Origin of the sequence: Sorangium sp. So ce590 (assembly GCF_051521365.1) — a bacterium.
Lineage (GTDB): Bacteria > Myxococcota_A > Polyangia > Polyangiales > Polyangiaceae > Sorangium.
Genome location: NZ_CP150346.1, coordinates 8,511,097 through 8,533,346, shown reverse-complemented (window position 1 = coordinate 8,533,346; position 22,250 = coordinate 8,511,097). Strand labels below are relative to the sequence as shown.

At 70.0% G+C, this 22,250-nt stretch carries 12 protein-coding genes; 6 read left to right on the top strand and 6 right to left on the bottom strand.

The genetic code is table 11. The features are described from left to right. Nucleotides 1-3: 3 nt before the first annotated feature. The gene (preA, locus tag WMF28_RS32175) at nt 4-1,392 is read left to right on the top strand and encodes an NAD-dependent dihydropyrimidine dehydrogenase subunit PreA (protein WP_437597232.1); all 1,389 of its coding nucleotides are present in this window, start codon (nt 4-6) and stop codon (nt 1,390-1,392) included. A gap of 147 nt (nt 1,393-1,539) precedes the next feature. Here preA and WMF28_RS32170 read toward each other — a convergent pair whose 3' ends face one another. Continuing rightward, nucleotides 1,540-5,175, bottom strand: coding sequence for a DNRLRE domain-containing protein (locus WMF28_RS32170; protein WP_437597231.1), 3,636 nt, complete (start codon nt 5,173-5,175; stop codon nt 1,540-1,542). Between the two features lie 517 nt (nt 5,176-5,692). On the opposite strand from WMF28_RS32170, the gene WMF28_RS32165 reads away from it, so the two are divergent. Beyond that, complete coding sequence (locus tag WMF28_RS32165; protein WP_437597230.1) at nt 5,693-6,115, top strand: hypothetical protein; 423 nt, start codon at nt 5,693-5,695, stop codon at nt 6,113-6,115. A 160-nt stretch (nt 6,116-6,275) separates the two neighbouring features. On the opposite strand, the gene WMF28_RS32160 is transcribed toward WMF28_RS32165, so the two are convergent. Beyond that, complete coding sequence (locus tag WMF28_RS32160; RefSeq protein WP_437597229.1) at nt 6,276-7,499, bottom strand: hydroxymethylglutaryl-CoA synthase family protein; 1,224 nt, start codon at nt 7,497-7,499, stop codon at nt 6,276-6,278. Between the two features lie 306 nt (nt 7,500-7,805). On the opposite strand from WMF28_RS32160, the gene WMF28_RS32155 reads away from it, so the two are divergent. Then, nucleotides 7,806-9,101, top strand: coding sequence for a hypothetical protein (locus WMF28_RS32155; protein ID WP_437597228.1), 1,296 nt, complete (start codon nt 7,806-7,808; stop codon nt 9,099-9,101). A gap of 827 nt (nt 9,102-9,928) precedes the next feature. Next, nucleotides 9,929-15,772, top strand: coding sequence for an AAA family ATPase (locus WMF28_RS32150; protein WP_437597226.1), 5,844 nt, complete (start codon nt 9,929-9,931; stop codon nt 15,770-15,772). A 176-nt stretch (nt 15,773-15,948) separates the two neighbouring features. Here the strand turns inward: WMF28_RS32150 and WMF28_RS32145 are convergent, their stop codons facing one another. Next, nucleotides 15,949-16,161 (bottom strand): LysR family transcriptional regulator, encoded by a 213-nt coding sequence (locus WMF28_RS32145; protein WP_437597225.1) that lies wholly within the window; start codon nt 16,159-16,161, stop codon nt 15,949-15,951. A 389-nt stretch (nt 16,162-16,550) separates the two neighbouring features. Here WMF28_RS32145 and WMF28_RS32140 point away from each other — a divergent pair, with 389 nt between their 5' ends. After that, complete coding sequence (locus WMF28_RS32140; protein ID WP_437597224.1) at nt 16,551-16,928, top strand: hypothetical protein; 378 nt, start codon at nt 16,551-16,553, stop codon at nt 16,926-16,928. Nucleotides 16,929-17,176: 248 nt separating this feature from the next. On the opposite strand, the gene WMF28_RS32135 is transcribed toward WMF28_RS32140, so the two are convergent. Then, the gene (locus WMF28_RS32135; protein ID WP_437597223.1) at nt 17,177-17,440 is read right to left on the bottom strand and encodes a hypothetical protein; all 264 of its coding nucleotides are present in this window, start codon (nt 17,438-17,440) and stop codon (nt 17,177-17,179) included. 14 nt (nt 17,441-17,454) lie between these two features. Further along, nucleotides 17,455-19,113, bottom strand: a complete 1,659-nt coding sequence (locus tag WMF28_RS32130; RefSeq protein ID WP_437597222.1) for a family 43 glycosylhydrolase — start codon at nt 19,111-19,113, stop codon at nt 17,455-17,457. A gap of 557 nt (nt 19,114-19,670) precedes the next feature. Here WMF28_RS32130 and WMF28_RS32125 point away from each other — a divergent pair. Then, nucleotides 19,671-20,072, top strand: a complete 402-nt coding sequence (locus WMF28_RS32125; RefSeq protein ID WP_437597221.1) for a hypothetical protein — start codon at nt 19,671-19,673, stop codon at nt 20,070-20,072. 464 nt (nt 20,073-20,536) lie between these two features. Here the strand turns inward: WMF28_RS32125 and WMF28_RS32120 are convergent, their stop codons facing one another. Further along, complete coding sequence (locus tag WMF28_RS32120) at nt 20,537-22,156, bottom strand: formylglycine-generating enzyme family protein (protein ID WP_437597220.1); 1,620 nt, start codon at nt 22,154-22,156, stop codon at nt 20,537-20,539. Nucleotides 22,157-22,250: the final 94 nt, after the last annotated feature.

Genomic DNA, 22,250 nt, shown 5'->3' with positions numbered 1-22,250 from the left:
GCGATGGCCGACCTCTCTATCGATTTCGCCGGGATCAAGAGCCCGAACCCGTTCTGGCTCGCCTCGGCGCCGCCGACAAACACCGGCGATCAGGTCCGGCGCGCCTTCGACGCCGGCTGGGGCGGCGCCGTCTGGAAGACGCTCGGAAACCCGATCGTCAACGTGTCGAGCCGCTTCGGAGGCATCGATTACGGCACCCTGCGGCTCATGGGGCTCAACAACGTCGAGCTCATCACCGACCGCCCGCTCGACGCGAACCTCCGGGAGATGCGCGAGGTCAAGCGGCGCTACCCGGGCCACGCGCTCATCGCCTCGCTCATGGTCGAGACGAAGGACGAGTGGCGCGAGATCATCCGCAAGGCCGAGGACACGGGCGCCGACGGGCTCGAGCTCAACTTCGGCTGCCCGCACGGGATGTGCGAGCGCGGCATGGGCTCGGCCGTCGGCAACGAGCCGGCGGTCCTGGAGGAGATCGCGCGGTGGGCCGTCGAGTTCGCGACGACGCCGGTCATCGTGAAGCTCACGCCCAACGTCGGCGACATCGTCGAGCCGGGCGAGGCGGTGCTCCGCTCCGGGGCGCACGGCATCTCGCTGATCAACACGATCAAGTCGCTGATGGGCGTCGATCTGGAGCGGATGGTCCCGCTGCCGCGGGTCGGCGGCGCGTCGACCAACGGCGGCTACTGCGGGCCCGCGGTCAAGCCGATCGCGCTCCACCTCATGAGCCAGCTCGCGCGCCACCCCGAGATCGGCCGGCTGCCCATCTCGGGCATCGGCGGCATCTCGAGCGCCCGCGACGCCGCGGAGTTCATCGCGCTCGGCGCGACCAGCGTGCAGGTCTGCACCGCGGTGATGCACCACGGCTACCGCATCGTCGAGGAGATGATCGAGGGGCTCGGCGACTGGCTCGACGAGCACGGGATGCGCTCGGTGAGCGAGCTCCGGGGCAGGGCGGTCCCGCAGGTGCAGGAGTGGGGCGATCTCGACCTCTCGTACCGCGTGGTCGCGGACATCAGCGCCGAGAAGTGCATCGGGTGCCAGCTCTGTTACGTCGCCTGCATGGACGGGGCGCACCAGTGCATCCACCTGCCGGGGAGGACGGAGGCGGAGGCGCGCGCGGCGGGCCACACCCACATCCCGAAGGTGATCCCGGATCGCGCCGTGACGGCGAACCCGAGCGGGGTCGCCGCGCCGTCGCGCGTCCCGTTCGTGGACGAAGAAGAGTGTATCGGGTGCAACCTGTGCGCGCTTGTGTGCCCGGTCTCCGGGTGCATCACGATGAGGGAGGTGCCTTCGGGCAGGCCGCCTGAGACGTGGAACGACCGTGTCCAGCAGGGGACAGACTTCGTACCTGGCGGGCTGGAAGCCACCGCCCGCGCGCGGAGCTCATGATCCCGGGCTCCTGACCCGCCGGCCTGGGGTTCTTCGTCTCGGGAGCGCTCTCCCTGCTGTTCTCGCTGGCCGGCCGCGCGGAGCCCGCCGCGGCGCGGGGGGCGTCGCCGGCGCGCTGTGGCGGGAGGGGCGCCGCGCGCGCGCGGGTCACGGGGCGAGCTTCACGACGAACGCGTCCCCATTGTCGTACGTGCCGGCGCCGATCACGTTGCCGGCGCTGTCCACGGCCACATCGAGGATCCCGCCATTGCTCATCTCGTCGATCGGGTCGACCGACCACAGCACGTCGCCCGAGGGCGAGAGCTTCGCGATCGCGCCGTTCGGGTTGATGATCGCATTGCCGGCCCCGTCGACGGCGACAGCATGGAGGTTGTAAAAGACGCCTTCCGGGCCGAGGCCGGTCGTGTCGACGCTCCACAGGGGCGCGCCCGAGGCGGAGAACCTCGTCACGGCGCCGCCGAAGGCGACGACAAGGTCGCCGGAGGGGGCCACGGCGACCTCGGCCGCCTGCGGCGTGCCGGAGACGATCTGGCTCCACACGTGTTGACCGGCCGCGTCGAACTTCGCCAGGTACATGCCGTCCTCCGCCGGCGAGCTCGTGAGCGGCCCGCCGCCGAGGTCGATGATGCCGGCGTAGTTGCCGAGCACGATGACGTTGCCGGCGCCGTCCACGGCGACGCTCCGGGGGCCGCTCTCGTACGGGATCGTCGGGAAGGTCTTGGCCCAGATCGGCGCGCCCGCCCCGTCGAGCCGCGCGATCAGCAGCTCGCTGCCCGGCCCGCCGCCGAGGGGGCCGGCGCCGAGATCCACCGTGTCCCGGATGACCGCCGCGAGCGCGGCGCCCGAGCCGGCCCGGGCGATCTCGATCTGTTCGAGGCCGTCGATCTGCGCGACGAGATTGCCTGACGCGGTGAACCGCCGCAGCCCGAACTCCGTGCCCGCGAGCAGCTCGCCGGACCCGGACTCTGCGACGCTCAGGTAGGCGCTGACGCCGGACGGGCGCCGGTCCCACAGGTAGCTCCCGGCGGCGTCGAGCTTCGCGAGGAACCCGCTCGTGTACAGGTCGACGGACGTCGGGTTGCCCTGCCCGGCGAAGTCGATCGGGCCATAGGCGTAGCCGCCGAAGATCACGCTGTCCCCGCTGCCGACCGTGACGGTGTACGCGCGCATCCCCTCGCCCCAGCCGTTGTCGAAGAGCCTGCTCCAGAGGAGGGCGCCGGGGGCGCACGGCGCGCAGCTCGGACCCCCGCAGTCCACGGCGGACTCGGCGCCGTTCCGGATCCCGTCCTCGCAGGTGTCGTGGTAGCAGACCGTGAGCGCCGGCCGCTCGGCGGCGCTGCCGCTCTCGCTGCTCCGCAGGGTGCTCCGGGTGACCGCGGCCTCCTCGAGCAGCACGCCGTGGTTGTCGACCGCGCCGCTCACCCAGGCCTGCGCGAGCGCGGTCACGTCGACGGTGCGGAAGCCGGTGGTGCCGCCGGTCCCGCCGGTGACGAAGGAGGCCTCGATCGCCGGATCGAAGTGGCCGCCGGCGCCGAAGCTGCTCCACGTGACGGTCGACTCCGACCAGGGGGCGGTGGCCCGGTGGACGCGCACGGCGCTGCTCTCGATCTTGTAGGTCTGGTAGAGCGACAGCGTCGCCGACGCGATCTCCGCGCTCGCCGGGACGCCCGCGAGGTCGAACCGGAGGAGGCTCCGCCGGACGCCGCCCGTGCCGGTGCCCGTCGTGAGCGTGGTGCTCGCGCCGTCGTTCCAGGAAGGCGATACCTGCCAGATCGTCGCGTCGGCCACCCCGCCGTCCAGGCCGCGCCGGAAGGTCACGCACCGCGGGTCGCACGCATCGCCGACGCCGTCGGCGTCGCCGTCCACCTGCGAGGGGTTCGCGGCGGCAGGGCAGTTGTCCTGCGCGTCGACCACCCCGTCCCCGTCGCCGTCCTGCGCGATCTCGAACGCGTAGGCGGGAGAGCCCACGAGGACCGAGCTCCCCGACACGGCGACCGCGTTGCCGAAGCCGCCGAAGGTCGGGCCGCTGCCGGTGAGCTTGGCCTGCTCGGTCTCGATCCACTCGCCGGACGCCGGCGAGAACACGTACGCAGCCCCCGCGTCCGGCTGGCCGAAGCGATCGGCCTGGATCGCGCCGGCGACCGCCACGTCGCCGGAGATCGCCACCGCCCCTCCCAGGCCGTCGCCAGTCGCGCCGTCGGTCCCGATCAGCCTGGAATCCAGGCTCCAGCCGCTGCCCACGCGGTCGAACACGTAGGCCATGCCGCGCCCGAGCTTGTACCAGGGCATCGTCGGGATGACGACGCCCGGCGCGCCCACGAGGATGCGCGAGCCCGAGATAGCGACCGAGCTGCCGAACCGATCGTACAGCCCCTCCGGCGGCTGCGCCGTGAGCTTGTGCACGTCGCCCCAGTCGCTCGCGTCGAACACGAACGCGGAGCCGCCGCCGTCGTCCTCCTGCCACCACGCGTTCCCCGGGGCGCCCACGACCACCGTGCTGCCTGCGATCGCGACGGGCGGGGTTGTCCAGGTGTTCGCCCCGGCCGGGGTGGTGAGCTCGATCTCCTCGTTCCAGGCGCCGCCGGTCCGCGTGAACACGTGGACCGAGCTCGCGGCGGACAGGACGGCCCGGTCGCCGTCGACCGCGACGGCCGCGCCGATGCGGTCCGACACCCCGCCGCTCGCGACGAGCTTGGCCTGCTCGGACCACGCGCCCCCGCTTCGCACGAAGACGTAGGCGGCGCTCACGCCGCCGGTGTCCCAGGGGTCCCTGGGCGCCCCGACCACGACCGTGTCCGCGGAGACCGCGACGGAGCGCGCGAAGGTGTTGTCGCCCCCGCCCCCGTCGCTCGGGACGAGCTTGGCCTGCTGCGCCCAGGCGCCGCCGCTCTTCACGAACACGTACGCGGCGCTCCCGGGCGCCCCGACGACCGCGGTGTCGCCGGACATGGCCATCGCCTCGCCGCCCAGGTGGACCTGGCTCGATCCGTCGACCGCGATGAGCGCCGTCCGCTCCGAGGCGGCGAGCGGATCCACCGTCACCGGGTACGCGGCCCCGGCGGTGTCCACGCGCAGCGACAGCGTGCGTTTGTCGACGCCGAGCTCCATCCACGCGGGCAGCGCCCGCCCCGCGGCGTCGCTGGCGTGGAGATCCGTGTACCGGAGCGCCACCGCGCCCGAGGCGTCGCGCAGCGCGACCCCCTCACCCCCGCCGAGCGGCGTCGCGTGGAGCTCACCGCCCAGGGCGAGCTCGATCACGAGGTCCTGGTCCCCGGGCGCGCGGCAGGGCGGCGCCGCGGGCACGGTGAAGCCCTGCTCCAGCCCGAGCGGTCCGTTCACGTACCACTCCACGAGCTCCTCGCCCGGCGATACGCCCTGCCGGCGGAGCTCCACGCGGTTGTTCGCGGCGCTCGGCGCCGCGCTCGCCACCTCGCGCAGATCGCCCGGGCACCCGTACCGGGTGGAGGCCATCGAGAAGCTCCACCGCCCCTCGCCGTCGTCCGGCGCGATCCGCACGCCCGACGCGCTGAAATCGGCCGTGAGCCGGTGCGCCGGGTTCGGCGCGCGCAGCCCGGGCTCCTTCCCGCCCGGAGACACCTCGCGGACCCGGTAGGTCTCGGGCGCGCTCGACTGCACGGCCGCGATGTACGCCGCTCGCAGGTGCGCGGGCGCCGCTGCGGCTTCCGGGGCCGCGGGCGCTGCCGCCGCGCCGTCGACGGCCGAGGAGGGGTCTCGCGACGCCTCCGTGGAGGCGCATCCCCCCACCATGGCGGCTGCCGCCATCACCTGTTCAATCCTCCCCATTCGATATCCCATGGCCTGGTTCTCCATCTGGCTGGCGCTCCCTCGCGCGCGCGCACCGGGCGCCGGAGCGTTTCGTGCGGAAGGGCAGCGAGCTCGCGGCGCGTGCTCGCAAGGACCGCGCCCCCGACCCTGGATGCGCAGCTCCGCCGGCGTCTCACGCGCCCGGCCGAGCCACGCCGACTCGATGACTCCTTCGCCGCTCGCTCCCGGCCGTTAGCCGGCCATGGGCCGGCCGCGCGACGGGCGGGGGCCGCGCGACGGGCGGGGCACGGACAGGGGCCGCGCGACGGGGCGGCGCGGACCTCTGGCGCCGGATCGCGGGCATCGCAGCGCTGCGACCGATTCCATGACACGCGCGGCGGAGTGACCGGAACAAACAACAGAGAGGGCAGGTGCCCTCGCTGGAGGCATATGGTCACGAAACACGTAGCGACGGAAATCCAGCTGAACCGCGGTCTCACGACGCGGGCCCTCGCGAAGAAAGGGCAGGCCGAGCATGTCGTCTGATCACGACGAGCGCGCCGAGCTGCTCGACGACCACCGTCCGGAGCTCGGGCGCTTGCTGCGGAGCCTGCCGCCGCGCGGCGGCGCCACCGCGTCGCTCTCCGGGTATCTCCTCTCTTTGCGCGAGCCGACAGGTTATCTCATCGCGATCGGCCTGCAGGAGCGCGACCCGGATCTCGAGCCCGAGCGCACGCTCCGCTCGGCCCTGGCCTCGGGCGTCCGCGCGCCGGTCCTGGCCGGCGTGATGGCGCGCTCGGCGCTGGCCGAGATCCTCGCCCCGCTGTCGCCCGTCACGCGGGCGGTCGCCGCGGAGCTGAAGAGAGCGGCCCCCTCCGGCACGCTGCGGGTCGTCGTCGCGGCGGCCGGCGGGGCGGAGCTCTTCACCGTGAAGGTCTCGGACTTGCCGGACGGCTGAGCCGCCCGCTGCGCCAGCGCGCCGGCGCTGGCTTCAGCGGTGGCCGGATTTGAACATGAAGGCGGGGAGGCGCGAAGAAAAGCTCCATGATCTTCCCGCCTTCATGTGAATCACGCCGGGGCAAACAGGGCCACCCCCTCGCTTCTTGCTCGCGCGGCGCTCACTCGTTCGCGTAGATGCGCCGCTCGCTCGAGTCGAGCCCCAGGTACACGGCCCGGCGGCTCAGGCTCGCGCCCCCGCGCTCGGCGCCCTCCGGCGCCGGCCGCCGGTCGGCGGCCTCGTCGCTCTGGCGCAGCGCTTCGTACTCGGCGACGGAGGCGTGGCGGCACCCGTCGAGCGGGGCGTCGATCGCGAGATCGGCCACGAGCGCCGCGGCTTCCGGCCGGACCCTGCCCGCGAAGAACTCGGCGCAGCAGCCCGACCCGTAGCTGAACAGCCCGATGCGCCGCCCCTCCAGGACGCGCGCCTCGGCGTTGAGCAGGGACGCGAGCGCGAGGTACAGCGAGCCCGTGTAGATGTTGCCGATGCGCGCCGGCAGGTCGAGCGAGGGCTCCACCTCGACGGCGAAGCTCTCGTCGGCGGCCTGCTCGGTCAGGCCGTCGATCGTCCGCCGGTGGCGGTGGGCCTTGCGGGCCATCTTGCCGTAGGGGACGTGGTAGCAGGTGCGCGCGAGCGGCTCGCCGTCGCCCGCCAGGCGGCGCCACTCGCCGTAGGCCCCGGCGAGGGCGTCGAGGTAGCACTGCACCGAGAAGTGGCCGTCGACGAGCGCCTCCTTGTGGTGGAGCGGCCGCCAGAAATCGTAGACGTCGCGCGCGTAGGTGCCGGTCTGGCCGACCTCGATCTCGAGCAGGCGCGGGCGCTCGCGCACGAGCAGCGCCACCGCGCCGGCGCCCTGGGTCGGCTCGCCCGCCGAGCCGAGCGCGTAGCGGGCCACGTCCGAGCAGACGACGAGGGCGGCGCGGCCGCGGGCCGAGCCGGACGCGATCCAGTCCACCGCGTTGAGCAGGCCGGCGGTGCCCCCGAAGCAGGCGTGCTTGGCCTCGAAGACCCGGCACGCGCTCGGCAGCCCGAGCAGGCCGTGGAGGAAGGAGGCCGCCGGCTTCGCGTGGTCCACGGCGGTCTCGGTGCCCACGACGCAGAGCCCGATGTCCGCCGGGCTCGCGCCCGAGCGCTGGAACAGGCGGCGGGCCGCGTTGGCCCCGAGGGTGATCGGATCCTCATCGGGCGCCGCGATCGCCATCCGGCGGGTGCCCAGGCCGGTCAGGTACTTGGACGGCGCGACGCCCCGGGCCTCGGCGAGCTCGCCGAGCTCGACGTAGCGGCGGGGGACGGCGAGGGCGATCGCATCGATGCCGATGGGAGGAAAGTCATGACGTAGGCTCATGCCTGCATCCTAGGGGAGCATTGTGCAGAGACCATCGAGCTCGCGCGGAAGCTCGGAGGAGCCGGGCGCGCCGCGGCGCCGCCCGGCGCCACCGCGCCGCCGAGAACCGCGCACAACGGCCCTCACTCGGCCGATGTCATGGGGAGCAGCCAGCGAGAAAAAATCGCGTTCGGGTCAAATTCATCACCACATCTCGTTGCAACTGTGCAATCTGGAATGGCGCGCTCCTGCGCCCTTGCGGTCGAGGTTCATGTGAAGGTCTCCCGGTCTATCATGTTGGCTCCGCTTCTTGGGTTGGGTGCTCTGATGATGACCGGCGCGGCGGGATGCTCCTGCAGCTCCGGAGCAGAAGGCGAGGCAAGCACGACGGCTGGAGGCGGAGGCGGCGGAGGCGGCGGAGCGGGGGGCGGCGGGGGCACCGGCGGCGAGGGCGGCGAGGGCGGCGAGGGCGGCGGGGACGTGGTCGGCCAGGGCACGGGGCAGAACACGGGAGGCGCCCCTCCGGTCAAGCCGGGCGAAGAGTGCGTCGCCACGGCCGCCCAGGCCACGCTCACGAAGCGGCCGGTCGACGTCGTGTTCGTCATCGACAACTCGCCCAGCATGGCGAACGAGATCATCAGCGTACAGGACAACATCAACGAGAGCTTCGCCGCGATCATCGGCGAGAGCGGCATCGACTACCGTGTCATCATGATCTCCGCGCATGGCACCGCGGGGGTCGACGACTCGATCTGCGTCGGCGCCCCGCTCAGCTCGGCGAGCTGCGCCCCGGTCCCCGAGGCGCCCGGGAACAACCCGCCCATCTTCTACCATTACAGCCACGAGATCAGGAGCAACGACGCGCTCTGCGTCCTCCTCGGCAGCTACAACGGTGTCATGCCCGACCAGCACGGCGTCGCGCCGTCCGGGTGGTCCGAGTGGGTGCGCGAGGACTCGCTCAAGGTGATCACGGTGATCACCGACGATCACGTGGGCTGCCAGTCGACGCACCTCCCGCGCAACATCTATATCGATGATACGAGGCAGCCCCTCGACGAGGTCGCCGCGGACTTTGAAGAGCTGCTGTTCGGCCTGGATCCGGCGGTCTTCGGCGATGTCACGGCGCCCAATTACGTCTTCCATAGCATCGTCGGGCTCCTCGAGAACACGCCCGCCACCGACGCATACGGGCCCGACAGCGACCTGGTCGAGGAGACGTGCGGCACCGCCGTCGCGCCCGGCACGGGCTACCAGACGCTCAGCAGGAGGACCGGCGGCCTCAGGTTCCCGCTCTGCCAGACGAGCTCCTACGACGTGGTGTTCCGGGCGATCGCGGAGAGCGTCATCACCGGCGCGGTGGTCGAGTGCGACTTCGCTGTGCCGGACTCGCCGCCGGGGGAGGTCATCAACCTCTCGACCGTGGTCGTCCAGTACACGCCCGGCGACGGGGGCGAGCCGCGCTCGTTCGCTCAGGTGCCGAGCGCAGAGGCGTGCGCGGCGGGCTCCTTCTTCATCGAGAACGACATGATCAGGCTCTGCCCCGACGCGTGCCAGGCGGTCCAGGCCGACGCCGGGGCGGAGATCGACGTCCTCTACGGCTGCGATCCCGAGCCGGCGGATTGAGCTCCGCGGCCGGGCGGCGGCGCCGGCGAGCGCCGCCGCTCTCGCCTCGACCTGGGCACTTTTGTCGCGGAGATCGCCGACATCCATGCCTCGACGAGGGCCGGCCTGCGGTGGTCCGCGATCGTGCGGTCCCGCCGATGAGAGTTGACACCGCAAAATGTGATCGTTCACAATCCATCCCGATGGTATCCTCGTTCTTCCCCTGCGACGGGCTCTGCAGCGCCCTTCCCGGGGCGAAGCCGGGCCGCTTTGCACGAGCTCCCGCAGGCTGTAACGTGATGGCGGCGTCCTTCGATGCATGGGTCAAGTCATTGATATAGCGTCGCTTTCTTCATGGGTGTGTGCCAGATCGCAGCGACGAATGCGCTGCCGACCGGGGCGAGGTCCCGCAGTTGGGGCTTGACGTTTCCGAAGGCTTTGGATTTCCTTCTAGCTGCGTTGGGTCGTCGAGCTCTCGTCGTCAGGTCAGAGCGCGCCGCCGACCCTTCTCCCTCGGGAGGCGCCAGGGGGAGAGCGGGAGGCGACGGGGGCGCAGCGGGTGAGCGGCTCCCGGCAGGGGGGGCGCGAAGCGCTGTGTATCCTTCAGCCATCAGGGGGAGCGCCGTCCTCGAGCACACGGCAGAACCAGCGTCGGCCGACGAGAGCGATGGGGGCGAAAATCAATGAACCGAAACAGTCAAGCGCACCTCGGTGAGGGCGCTTATCAGATCACGGAGACCGTGGCCGTATTGCCGCGCAGCGTCTGGCGGCGCGCGCGCCGCGCGACGTCGGGCGCGAGCGTGCTGCTGCACTCGCTCCGGAGCGGAGCCGCGCAGCCGCGCCGGGTCTTGGAGCTCGAGCTGCAGATTTGGCGTCGAATCGGCACGCTCGAGATCGACAGCGACGTGTGCGAGGTAGACGGCGAGCTTTCGCTCATCATGGAGGACTTCGGGGGCGCACCGCTCGAGATCCCCGCGAAGGGTCTGGAGGTCGGGACGTGCCTGGAGCTCGCGCTCGGCATGTCTCGCTTGCTGCATCGCTTGCACGAGCAGGGGCTGCTTCACGAGGACGTGAGCCATGGCAGCTTTCTGGTCAACCTCGAGACTCGACGTGTCGAGTTCGCTGATCTCCTGGCGGTCTCCGGGGACGCGGCAGGCGGCGCCGCTTGCGGATCCGCGCCCTCGCTCGCCCACGTCGCGCCGGAGCGGACGGGCCGCCTCAACCGTCGCCCCGATCACCGAGCAGACTACTATTCTCTGGGCGTCACGCTCTTCCAGATGCTGACGGGCCAGCTGCCGTTTGCGGCGAGCGATGCCATCGGCTGGGCTCACGCGCACGTGTCCAAGCGCGCTCCGCTCGTCACGGAGCTGTCGCCCGACGTGCCGCCGCTCCTCGCGCAGCTCGTGTCCAAGCTGCTCGCGAAGAATCCTGACGAGCGCTACCAGAGTGATCACGGGCTGCTGAGCGACCTGACCACGCTCTGTGAGAGCTTCCGGCGAACGCAGGCCCTCCCTGCCGTGGTCCTGGGGGCGAATGACGTCTTCAGTCAATTCATCGTCAGTCGAGACGTCCAAGGACGCGACGCCGAGCTGTCGGCGCTGGGAGGCGCCCTCCACGACGTGTGCTCCGGCAAGAGGCTGCTCGTGCTCATGCCAGGAGCCGCGGGCGCCGGGAAGTCCGCCGTACTCGCGGAGCTCCTGCGACAGCACGGCCGAGCGCCGGCGCGCCTTTTGTCGACGGCGTTCGAAGAGCGAGCTCAGGCAGTCCCGCTGTCTGGTTTGGCGCAGGTGCTACGACGCCTGGCAGGGGACCTGCTGTCGCTCTCCGAAGCCGAGCTGACGGAGCTGCGCCAGCGCGTGACCGCAGCGCTGGGGCACAACGCGGGCATCTTGACCGAGCTGATGCCGGCGCTCTCCTGCGTCACCGGTCCCTCCACGTCCATCGTCGCGTTGAATCCCATCGAGGCGCAGCGCCGTCTGCAGCATGTCTTCCTCTCGTTCATCCGTATCTTCGCCACGCCGGAGCGCCCCCTCGCCTTCGTGCTCGACGATTCTCAGTGGCTCGACGCCGCCTCTGCCGAGGTGCTGTCTGCCATCCTGACGAACCCCGACTCGAGTCACGTGATGGTGCTGGCCGCGTTCCGCGGCGGCGATGTCGGTGACGTACCGACGCTCCTGAACCTGCAGAGAGCGTTGCACCGGGCGGAGGAGAGCGTGCTGACATTGCCGCTCGGGCCGCTGTCCTCCGACGCGGTCGCGGAGATCGTGGCTCGCTCGCTGCGCGCGCCCGTCGCCGAGGCCCGTGGGCTCGCGGAGGTCGTGAGGCGCAAGACCGACGGTAATCCGTTCTTCATCGGTCAGCTGCTCGTCTCCTTGCATCGACAGGGCATTCTGCGCCTGGACGTCGAGCGCGGCCGATGGTCCGCCGACTTGCAGCGCGCGGAGGCGCACCCCGCTTGCGACAATGTCGGCGCGTTGATGGCGGAGCACCTCGAGAAACTCTGTCCCGAGGCGGCGAGGCTGCTGTCTGCCGCTGCGTGCTTCGGCATGCGCTTCGATCTGCAGACCTTGTCGGAGGCCGTGGACAGACCGCTCGCGGCCTGTCTCGAGCTCGTTCGGGAGGGGCTCGCCCATCGTCTCCTGTCCGAGGTCTCCGTCGAGCCTCGAGCGGAGCCGTCAGCGCCTGGCCGGAGCCACGAGTCTGCATCGTACGCCTTCGAACACCAGCGCGTGCAGCAGGCGGCGCTCTCGCGCGCCAGCGACGCGGAGCGTGTGGCAGCTCATGGTTGCATCGGACGGATCCTGCGCGAGCGCCTGGGGGGTGATCGCGCGCCGAGTCGAATCTTCGAGGTGCTTCATCATTTGAACGCCGCTCGCGGCGCGATCCATGACCGAGAAGAGCGCCGCGATCTCGTGGAGCTCAACCTGACCGCGAGTCACCAGGCGCTCCAGAGCGGCGCGTGGACCATCGCGGGGACCCACGCCGAGACCGCCGTCGAGCTGCTGGCCAGCTGCGAGGGCGAATGTTCGCCGGCGCTGGCCTTTCGAGCGATCTTCGCGCGCGCCGAGACGGCGTTCGTGCTGGCTGATCCGCATGTCGAGGCGTTCTGCGAGGAGGCGTTCAGGCTCGCCCCCGACCGCCTGGCGCGCGGCCGAGTTCATGTCTTGAAGACCCGGATCCTCGAGCACGGCGGGCGAATGCTGGACGCCGTGGCCCAGGTGCGCGCAGCGCTGGCCGAGTTCGGCGTGCGCTTGCCGGAGGCGCCCGACGAGATCAACCAGGGCATCGGTGAGGGGATCGGCAAGCTGCAAGCGCACCTGGCGCGCGTGACGATCGAGGGCCTGCCGGCGCTTCCGATGGCAGAGGACGCAGGGTCGCGCTTGGTCCTCGAATTGCTGGCGCAGGTGATTCCTCCGGCGTTTCAAACCTGTCCGCCCTTGTTCTTCCTGGCGGAGCTCATCATGTTCGACCTGGCGCTATGCCACGGCGTCGACGCGGTCTCGTGCAAGAACTTCGCCGACTGCGGCATCCTCCTCCTCGCGATGCTGGGCGACTACGATGCCGCCTATCGCCTCGGCCTGGCTGCCTTCGAGCTCTTGAAGCGCTTCTCGCCGACTCCAGTCGAATCGGGCGTGTGCTTCGTGTTCGCGGGCTTTCTTGCGCACTGGAAGGCGACTTACCGAGACCTGTTCGCGGTCTACGACCGAGGGGAGAAGAGCGGGCTCATGCTCGGCGACCTGCAGCACGTCGCCTACGCCAAGAGCGATCGCGCCCAGCGCTCGTTCTTGGTCGGTGCGCGGCTGCGGGCCTGCCGCGAGCAGGCAGCGGAGCTGCGGCGGTACTTGACGCACATTTCGGCGGCAGGTCAGCTGGTCAATGCGCTGGTCGTCGAGCGAGCCGTCGCTCGATTGACGGCACGCGGAGCGGAGAAGCAGGCCGTCGCCGCGGCCGACCGCGAGGCGACCGCCGTGGTGGTCGCCGAGAAGAGCACCCAGTACGGCTACGCCTACGGGCAAGCCCAGATGATGACGAGCTTCATCCTGGGCGACTTCGCTTCGGCGCGTCAGTGGATGGAGTTCACCCGGGAATTCTTGATCATCGCGGCGGGGCAGTTCTCGCTTCCCGATTACAAGCTCTTCGAAGGGCTGCTGGCGGCGAGGGCGTGCCGCGAAGGCGGCCCGGAGGCGCGGGAGGCCCTGCTCGCCGTCATCGAGGAGAACCTGAAGCAGCTCGAGGCTTGGTCCCGTCTGTGCTCGGAGAACTTCGCTCACAAGGCTCACTTCCTGGCCGCCGAGCACGCGCGCCTGACGGGGCAGCCGCTGCAAGTCGTGCTCGCCCGCTACCGCGACGCGATCAGAACGGCCGGAGACGGTTTCATCCACTTGCGGGCGCTCGTCCACGAGCATCAGGCCCAGATGTGGCTATCGCTGGACGAGCCCCTTCACGCCAGGACATGCCTGGAGACGGCTTACCGGCTCCACGCTGACTGGGGCGCCACGGCGAAGCTCGAATTGCTCGCGCGTGAGCACCCCGCTCTGCTCGCGGATACCGTCAGAGGAGACATCGCGACGCCACGCGACGCGATGGCGGCCGGCCAGGCTTTCGACAGCGTGTCGCTGCTCAAGGCAACGCAGAGCATCTTCGTCGAGGTCGAGACCGAGGGGCTGTTCGCCGCGCTGATGGCCACGTTGATCGAGAACGCCGGGGCAGAGCACGGCTGCCTCGTCTTGCGAGACGACACCGATCGCACGTACTACGTGGAGGCGCGCGCGCACGTGGAGCGCCCGATCACGAGCCTTTCGCAGCGCGTGGAGTACTCGGAAGCCGAGTTTCTGTGCCCCACCGTCGTCAGCTACGTGCTGCGCACGGGAGAGGCCGTCACGCTGGACGACGCATCGAAGGCAGGCGCCTTCCAGGCGGACCCGCAAATTCGAACGCGGGGCGTACGTTCGGTGTTGTGCGCTCCCATCATGCGCAAGGGCGACGTCCTGGGCGCGCTGTACGTGGAGAACAACGTCAGCGCGTATGCTTTCACGCTCGACCGATTGGCTGCGTTGCGGGTGATCGCCAGCCAGGCGGCGATCTCGATCTACAACGCACAACTCTACGAGAGCCTGGAGCGACGCGTGGCCCAGCGCACCGAGGAGCTGGCGCTCAAGAACAGTCAAATCGCTTCGATGCTCGACAATCTGGACGAGGGCGTCTTCACCATCGACCGGAGCCGGCGCGTCGAACCGGGATACTCTCGACGATTGGCGGAGATCCTCGGCAATGCCGAGCTGGTCGGTCAAGACTGCCTCGCGCTGCTGTTCGATGGCTCCAACGTGCGACCGGACGCGTGGAGCGCGGCGGCGGCAGCGCTCAGCTGCGCCTTCGATCAAGAGCAGTGGCTGGCGGCGCTGAACGCGCACCACCTGATCCGTGAAGTGGAGCGCACGGGTCCCGGCGGCAACCCCCAGTTCCTGGAGCTCTCTTGGAACTTCATCGAGTCGGAAGCAGGCCAGGTGGAGCGCATGCTGGTCACGGTTCGCGACGTGACCTTGCTGCGTTGCTTGAGGCAAGCGGCGCGCAACAAGGAGCGCGAGGTCGACATCATCGTGCAGGCGCTCGATTGCGGCGTCGAGGCCACGCGAGCGTTCTGCGCCGACTGTCGCGAGCTGCTAGCCGCAAATCGCGCGGCGCTCGGGCCGCGCGTCGAGAGCTCCGAGCAGCTCTGTGATGCCGCCTTGCGCAACCTGCACACCCTGAAAGGCAACGCTCGCCTGCACGGCTTCACGCACCTGGTCGACTGCCTGCACGCTGCGGAGGGCGCCTGCCAGGCGTTGCGCCGGGGGTCAGAGCAGCCGATCGGCGGGCACGAGCTGCTGGAGCAATTGGATGCCGTCGAGCGGACGGTCGCGGAATACGAGTCGGTTTGCCAGCAAAGGCTGACGGCCGTGATCAAGAGGCTGGATGAACGGAGCGAGGGTGTCCTTCACGACATCCGGGGCCTGGTCGCGACGGCCGCTTCCACCGGCGCGGCCCAGGAGCTGGTGCGCGCGCTGCGTGGAGTCCTCGCGCGCCTCGACCCTAGCTCGGTGGCGCGCGTGGTCGACGAGACGCGCGAGATGTTGCCGAGCTTGGCCGCCGAGCTCGGGAAGCCCGCGCCGGCGGTGCTCACGGAGCAGGCCGAGGCGCAGCTGGCCGGCGACTGGACGGGGCTCGTGAAAGACATCCTGGTTCAGTGCTTTCGCAACTCCCTCTATCACGGCATCGAGAGGCCCGACGTGCGAGAGCTCGCCGGCAAGCCGGCGCAGGGCCGCATCCATGTTCGCGTGCGGAGCGGACCGAGCGCGCTCGAGCTGCAGATCTTCGACGATGGCAGCGGACTTTCACTCGAGAAGCTGCGTCGGCGGGAGGGCGTTCATGCGCTGCCCGATGAAGCCCTGGCCGACCAGATCTTCCTGTCCGGCGTCTCGACCGCAGAGACGATCGGTCAAGTAGCCGGTCGAGGTGTCGGGCTCGACATCGTGCGCGCGAGCCTCCGGGCTCGCGGCGGCGACGCGCTGGTGCGCTTCACCGGGGAGGAGCGCGATGGCCACCGGCCGTTCATCCTGGTCCTCCTCATGCCGGAGAGCGCGCTCGCCTCCCGCTCCTGCGAGCCCTCGGTCGTTCCGCCCGCTTCCTCGCAGACTTGCGTGAACGGCGGCTAGCGTGAACGACCCCGACGCCCTCGCGACCCAGGCCGTGGGCTCGTTGGGCCAACTGGGGGTTATCGGGTTATCGTCGCCGTGAATGCAGGCGTGCGCCGCGCGCCTCCGGCCCGCCGCTCGCGTGGACTCGCTGCCGGAGCGTTGCCGCTCGCCAGCGCCCGCGGCTTCTGTTGAGATCACCCGCGCGCAGCGGTTGCAGGCCGAAGCGCCCCGGAGGCGTCGAGCTCCTGCAATGCCAGATCGAGCCCGCGCAGCGCCGGGCGCGGGCGGGCGAGCAGGCGCTCGCCGGCTTCCGTGGTCGGGACGCTGCGCGTCGTCCGGTGCAGCAGGCGCACGCCCATCCGCTGCTCCAGGCCTCGCATCATGTGGCTGAGGACCGAGGGCGGCATGCCGAGGGTCAGTGGATCTGGGGATCGTACTTTGAGCGTCATGACAGCCGCCGATCGCTGCGGAAAGCCCTCGGCAAACGCAAGGCATGAAGGGGGCCGCGGTCAAGGCGCGCCGCCGGCAGCGCTCGATCGACGAGGGGCTCGGCTCGATTCGACCCAGAGGCTAGAAAGACAGAAGTTTCCTGACTCCACAAAAGCGCTTGGACTTCCTGCCCGCCCAGATTGTGCCGTGGCACACGCCATCGAGCGCCTTCCGTTCCCGCGGGTGGAGCCCCATGACAGGCGAGTAGCCGCGATGCGCCCGCGTCGCCGGCGAACACGAGCATGCGCGCGATGGAGGCAGCATGAAAACGAACCGGATTCGTCTGGGGATCTCTGCGCTCTTTGCCATGGCCTCATTCGGGCTCGCGATCGCGGGCTTCACCGACACGATGGAACGCACGGAGGACGAGGGAGAGGTGGACTGGAAGGCCTGTCAGCAGCGGCATGCCCACGCCACCAGCCAGGTGGAGCGTGTCCGGGCGGCTTACCGGGCATGCGCTACCGACAACGATTGCTTCATGGTCGATACGAGCACCGACTGCGGCGGCACCTGTGGTGAGGTGGTCAACCGGGCGGGCGTCCAGCAGATGAGGCGTGTCATCTCCCACCTCAACGCGACCGTATGTCGCGAGCATCGGAGGATGGGCTGCCCCTCCGGCGCGCCTGCGTGCCTCGCGTCCAGGCCCGTCTGCGCCGGCGGTGCGTGCACGTTCGCCCCTCTGTAGGCGACGTCGCGCGACCCGGCGTCACCGCGCCGACGAGCACCGGCTCGACGGCATCCCGATCCTGGAGACCGCGATCGCGCCGATTTACATCGGCCCGACCGTTCCGGCCGGCGCTCACTCCATGGAGCTCACCGACGCCCAGCAGGAGATATCGGCTCCTTCTCCGATGCGCGCCCCTCAGACGATCTTCGACACAAGCGCTGACCTGCGGCCTCGAAAGATTTGGCCCCGATCGGACCCGGGCGACTCTACCCGGGTCCGATCACCGACGCCGTCGGCGACATCATCAGGTTTTGTGGAGGCGCCGGGAGTCGAGCCTGCCCGATGTCGAGCAGACTCGTGCAGAACCGCACCAGCGACAGGTTCGCCTTGAAGAACTGCGGCAGGTAGAACGAACGGCGCAAGTGATACGACGGCTGGGCGAAGTCCATCGCCGGGATCCGCACCTGCCGGCTCTCGAAGGCGGGCGCCAACTTGGCAAACGATGCCGGCCGTTCGCAGCGATCAGTCACCGGATCGCGAGCGCCTACCGGCGCCGACGCCGAAGAACGAGCCCGGAAGCGACAAGCGAGAGCGCGGCGGCGAGTCCGCCGTTCCCAGTGCTCGCGCCCGTCCGGCAAGCGCACGAACCGTCCGGGTCGGCGCCGGCCGCGCCGTTCCCACCCGAGCCACCGGCAGCTTGCGAGCTGTCCCCGCGACCACCAGCGCCGGCGTTGTCACCGCCACCTGCCCCACCGGAGGGAGCGGCGCCGCCGCCGCTGCCCGAGCCAGCGGTGCCGGTCGTTCCGCCGGTGCCTCCGGTGGCCGAGCCGCCGCTGCCCGAGGCCGCGCCCCCGGCGCCGTCGCTGCCGCCGGCACCGCCTCCGCCGTCTCCGCCATCCGGCATGGTGGGTCCGGTAAACCGCCACCAGTTGAACTTGAAGAGGTCGCCGTTGCCACCGACGAACTTCAGGAACAAGTCGTGTTTCCCGCTGCCCCCGCTGACCGCACAGGTCTTGGTGGTCCAGGACGACGCGCCCGAGACGTCACACGTCCCGAGCAGCGTGCCGGTCTGACTGTCGAGGCGAAGCTCGATCTTCGCGTTGCTGGCTGCGGACGATACCCGAGCCTCGAAGGAGGTCACGCCGTCCAGGAAATCGACGTCCTTCACCTTGATGTAGTCGCCATTGCTGATGGCGGTGACGTTCATGCCGGCGCCGGTGTCGGTGCATACCTCGGTCTTGAGCCCGGACGAGAAGGCGATGGTCTCGGCCTCGACTTGACTGAACGGATTCAGCGTGTCGACGGCGGACGGTCCGTTCGTGGACATCGAGATTTTCGGGATGCTGCCGTCGGCGCCGTACGTGAACTCCTCCACGCAGACCGAGCGCTTGAAGTCACCGCCGCCCGGCAATGCGCCGTTATGATAGAAAAAATACGAGCGCCCCTTGTAGTCGACGATGCCGGCGTGATTTGTGTAGGTCCGGCCAGCGTCCATGACGTCGCCGCGGACGGTCCAGGGCCCGGTCGGACTGTTGCTGGTCGCGTAGCTGATCTTCTCGGTCCCGGCGATGGCGGCGTAGACCATGTAGTACAGCGACCCTCGCTTGTGGAGCCATGGCCCCTCGGTGAAGCCACTCAACGACACGTTGGTGATGCTTCCCGAGGTGCTGATCATGTCCGGGTTCAGCTTCACGTGCCGGAGGGTGCCATTCCCCCAGTACATGTGGGCCTGTCCATCGTCGTCGACGAACACCGTCGGGTCGATGTTGCCGGATCCGGTCGCGGCCAGCTCCTTTCCCAGCGGGTCCATGAACGGGCCTGCCACATTGTCCGATACGCCCACGCCGATCCTTGCGCCGGTGGCGTTGTTCAGCGGCACGTATAGGTAGTACTTGCCGTTCCTGGCGACACCCTGCGGCGCCCACGCATCGCCGGTTCCCCAGCGGAAGGTCTTGTAGCTCGCGGGCGAGCCGTGGTCCGTCCAGTTGACCATGTCCGTGGTGGAGTACAACCTCCAGTCGTTCATGGTGTAGAAGTTGTTCACCGACACGTCCTCGTCGTGTGACGTGTAGAGGTACAACCTGCCTTCGTGCACCATGGGCGCGGGGTCGGCCGTGTAGAAGGTCTGCACGATCGGGTTGTCCGCGAGAGCGGGGGAGGGGATCGCGGCGACGATGGCCAGCGCCATCGCCGACAGGGTCATTCTTCTTGCTCGGTACCACGTTGTGTTCAGGCGCACGTTGAATCCTCTCGCGAGCGGAATTGCTGGCGCCCCGCACCCCTGGTGCTGACTCGACGGAGGCGCATCAGATGAGAGGATAGCCCGCGCAAAGGCACGCAGGACGACCCACCCAGGGCAAAGCACAGGTATACCCCTTTCGAAATGTGAACGATCACATTTCTAGTGTCAAACCCAATCGACGGGCCCGAGCCGGATCCTCGATCCCGAAGGGAGGACAGCGCTGGCGGGCTCCTCCGGAGCGCCGCGTCACGGGGGGGGCGGGCGTAGGACCGCGGCGATCGCCGGCCCGATGCGCTCGATGCCGACCTGCGCACGGACGGTTGGCGCTCGATGACGCAGGCGGCCGGCGCCCTGGGTATCGCCTCTCGTGCGCGGCGACTCGAGCGCGCGCTCCGGCCAAGAGCTCGCCGCATCATCAGCCGATTTGGATTGACGCCGCCGATGTGAACGGTCACATTTCGATCTGCGATGGGGGGGTTGAGCTTGCCCTTCACCGGAACAGGAGACGCCGGATGTCGATGAGCATGAAGCTGATGGGGGCCATGATCATGAGCGTCAGCATGGGTTTTGCGGGCGCAGCATGGGCCGTGGGCGAGGCGGCGGGCGTCCCCGCATCGGTCGCCGAGGGGAAGGATTTCGGCTGCGGCGCGAAAGGACAGAAGGCCTGTCCGATGCAGGGCTGGATGAAGACGGTGATGCAGTCGGCGACCACGAGCGGCGACGGCGCGAAGATCGCGTCGGCGCTGGACTATGTGGCGTCGAAGCCGCCGCCCGGGATGCCGAAGTGGGTCGCGATCTCGAAGGACGGCGCGGAGAAGGCCAAGAAGGGCGATATCGACGGCGCCAAGGCGAGCTGCAAGGCCTGCCATGACCTGTACAAGGCGGAGTACAAGGCGAAGCTCCGCGACGCCGCCTTCTGAGGCGCCGCGCCCTGCTCTCGCCCTCTCCGCTCCTCGCGCAAGGCGCGCGCCCTCCTTCCAGTCACTGGCCCTACCCCTCGGGTCGATTCACGTCGACCGTTTAGAGGATAGCCCGCGCAAAGCCATTCCGACCCGTCAAGAGTTTCCCGGCAACCAATAGGCGTTTGCGGGACTGCACCTGAGCAGCAGCGGCGGCGAGGTCCCGGCGCAGTCCCGCGAACGTCGGGTTGGACCGGGCCGGTTCGCGGCCGGGCGGGGCGGTCGCGAGGCCTATGGAGATCCTGCCCGAGAAGGCCGCAGAGGGCGGGCTCGGCGGGGCTCGCATGCGTGGTGCATCCCGCCGCCACGACGTTGGGCGCAGACGTGCCGAGACAGAGCGCGGCGCCGACGGAGGCCCAGGAGCAGGCACGCCGCCGACGTGGACGGCCCGGCGCGCTGCCCTGTGTGCCGTCACGCGCGAACGATCAGAGACAGCAGCGGAAGCCGATGTCCCGATTGGTGTCGTCGCGCCGGGGAGCGGACAGGCGCGCATCGCACCTGGCCGCCTTGAGCGACCCGTTCTCGATATCCTCGGCATCCGGCACGGAGGCCCGCGAGCCGCCGCGGACAAGGCAGTTGCCCTCCGTGTCGCAGGCGTTCTCCCACTCGGCCGCGTTGCCGCTCATGTGATAGAGGCCCGTGGCGCCTCCCTCGCACCTCGAGATCGGCGGGATCGGAGTGGGAGCCACGGACTTCCTGGCGAACTCGCCGGTCGGATCGTCGACCTTGCACCTCGGCTCATACCCGTGGCCGTAGGGATATTCGTTCACTCCCTGGCCGGAGCACGCGTTGTACCACTCGTTCTGCGTGGCGCTCGCGAGCTCGGCGGGCGAGCTCTCTCCACCGCCGATCCTGCCGCAGAGGTGTTTGCCCATATACGTGCAGTACGCGTACGCGTCGCACCAGTCGACGTAGTTGACGGGCGCTCTCCCCTCGTCGTAGGGCCACTCGTTCGAGGGCCGGTAAATGTTCCCGGCACACTCGGGCGGCAGGCCGGCGAGCACCGGGTTCGCCTGCATGAAGAGGTCGTACTCTTGCTTCGTCACCTCGTACTGATCGATGCAGTAGCTCCCTCCGCCTGCCACGGGCGCGATCACCATCGACGCGGGGCAGGCGCAGACACGGGCCGTGCCGTTGCAGATCGACGTCGCGCAGTCGGTGCTGAGGGCGCACCGCTGCCCCGCAGGGCACCGGGCGCTGCACTCCCCCCCGCCGCAGTCGATGTCGGTCTCCTTGCCGTTCTTCACCCCGTCGCTGCAGCTCGGCGCCTGGCAGATCTGTTCGACGCAGACGAGCTCGCTGCAGTCGGTCGACCTTTCGCACGTGTCGCCGGGCTTGCAGTCGCCGCAGAGGGCGCCGCAATCGACGTCGGTCTCGTCGCCGTTCTTCACCCCGTCGCTGCAGCTCTCCGTCAGGCAGCTGCCGGACACGCAGCTCAGCGACTCGCAATCCGAGCCCACCACGCAGTGCTGGAGGTCCGCGCACGGCGGGCACGCCGGGTTGCCGTCGCGCGGCGCGGCGCCGCGGCCGCAGTCGGTGTCTGTCTCGTCGCCGTCTTTCACGCCGTTATCGCACTGCGCCGCCGCGCACGTGGTCCCGGCGCTGCCGCCGCCGGCGTCCTCCTCGCAGCGCCGTGAGACGCAGTCCGTGGGCGCAGCGCACGCCTGGCCGTCGAGGCAGGGAGGGCAGGCGCCGCCGCAATCGAGGTCGGACTCGTCGCCGTCCTTCACGCCGTTGGTACAGCTCGCCGAGGGCTCACCACCGCCCCCGCCGGTGCCGCCGCCCTGCCCGCCGCCGGTGCCGCCGCCCTGCCCGCCGCCGGCGCCGCCGCCCTGCCCGCCGGCGCCGCCGTCCTGCCCGCCGGTGCCGCCGCCCTGCCCGCCGGTGCCGCCGCCCTGCCCGCCGGTGCCGCCGGCGGGGCCCGTGGTGCTGCCCGTCGTGGGCCGGTTCGACGCCGTCGGAGGGCGGCGCCCCTCCTCGCTGCTGCACGAGATGGCCGCGGCGAGGGCTACGAGGGGAATCAAAACGACAGTCGACCGGATCATGGAGCTGCCTCCCTGTGTTCAACACGAGGTCAGAGGAAGGCTTACAGTCTACTTGCGATGTCGGCTGTGCAGTGCGACAAAAGAACTTCACCCG

Excerpts from the sequence above, each read along its gene's own strand:
- preA (WP_437597232.1), top strand. The coding sequence starts at position 4 with ATGGCCGACCTCTCTATCGATTTCGCCGGGATCAAGAGCCCGAACCCG.
- WMF28_RS32170 (WP_437597231.1), bottom strand. The coding sequence starts at position 5,175 with ATGGCGGCAGCCGCCATGGTGGGGGGATGCGCCTCCACGGAGGCGTCG.
- WMF28_RS32165 (WP_437597230.1), top strand. The coding sequence starts at position 5,693 with ATGTCGTCTGATCACGACGAGCGCGCCGAGCTGCTCGACGACCACCGT.
- WMF28_RS32160 (WP_437597229.1), bottom strand. The coding sequence starts at position 7,499 with ATGAGCCTACGTCATGACTTTCCTCCCATCGGCATCGATGCGATCGCC.
- WMF28_RS32155 (WP_437597228.1), top strand. The coding sequence starts at position 7,806 with ATGATGACCGGCGCGGCGGGATGCTCCTGCAGCTCCGGAGCAGAAGGC.
- WMF28_RS32145 (WP_437597225.1), bottom strand. The coding sequence starts at position 16,161 with ATGCCGCCCTCGGTCCTCAGCCACATGATGCGAGGCCTGGAGCAGCGG.
- WMF28_RS32140 (WP_437597224.1), top strand. The coding sequence starts at position 16,551 with ATGGCCTCATTCGGGCTCGCGATCGCGGGCTTCACCGACACGATGGAA.
- WMF28_RS32130 (WP_437597222.1), bottom strand. The coding sequence starts at position 19,113 with ATGACCCTGTCGGCGATGGCGCTGGCCATCGTCGCCGCGATCCCCTCC.
- WMF28_RS32125 (WP_437597221.1), top strand. The coding sequence starts at position 19,671 with ATGAGCATGAAGCTGATGGGGGCCATGATCATGAGCGTCAGCATGGGT.
- WMF28_RS32120 (WP_437597220.1), bottom strand. The coding sequence starts at position 22,156 with ATGATCCGGTCGACTGTCGTTTTGATTCCCCTCGTAGCCCTCGCCGCG.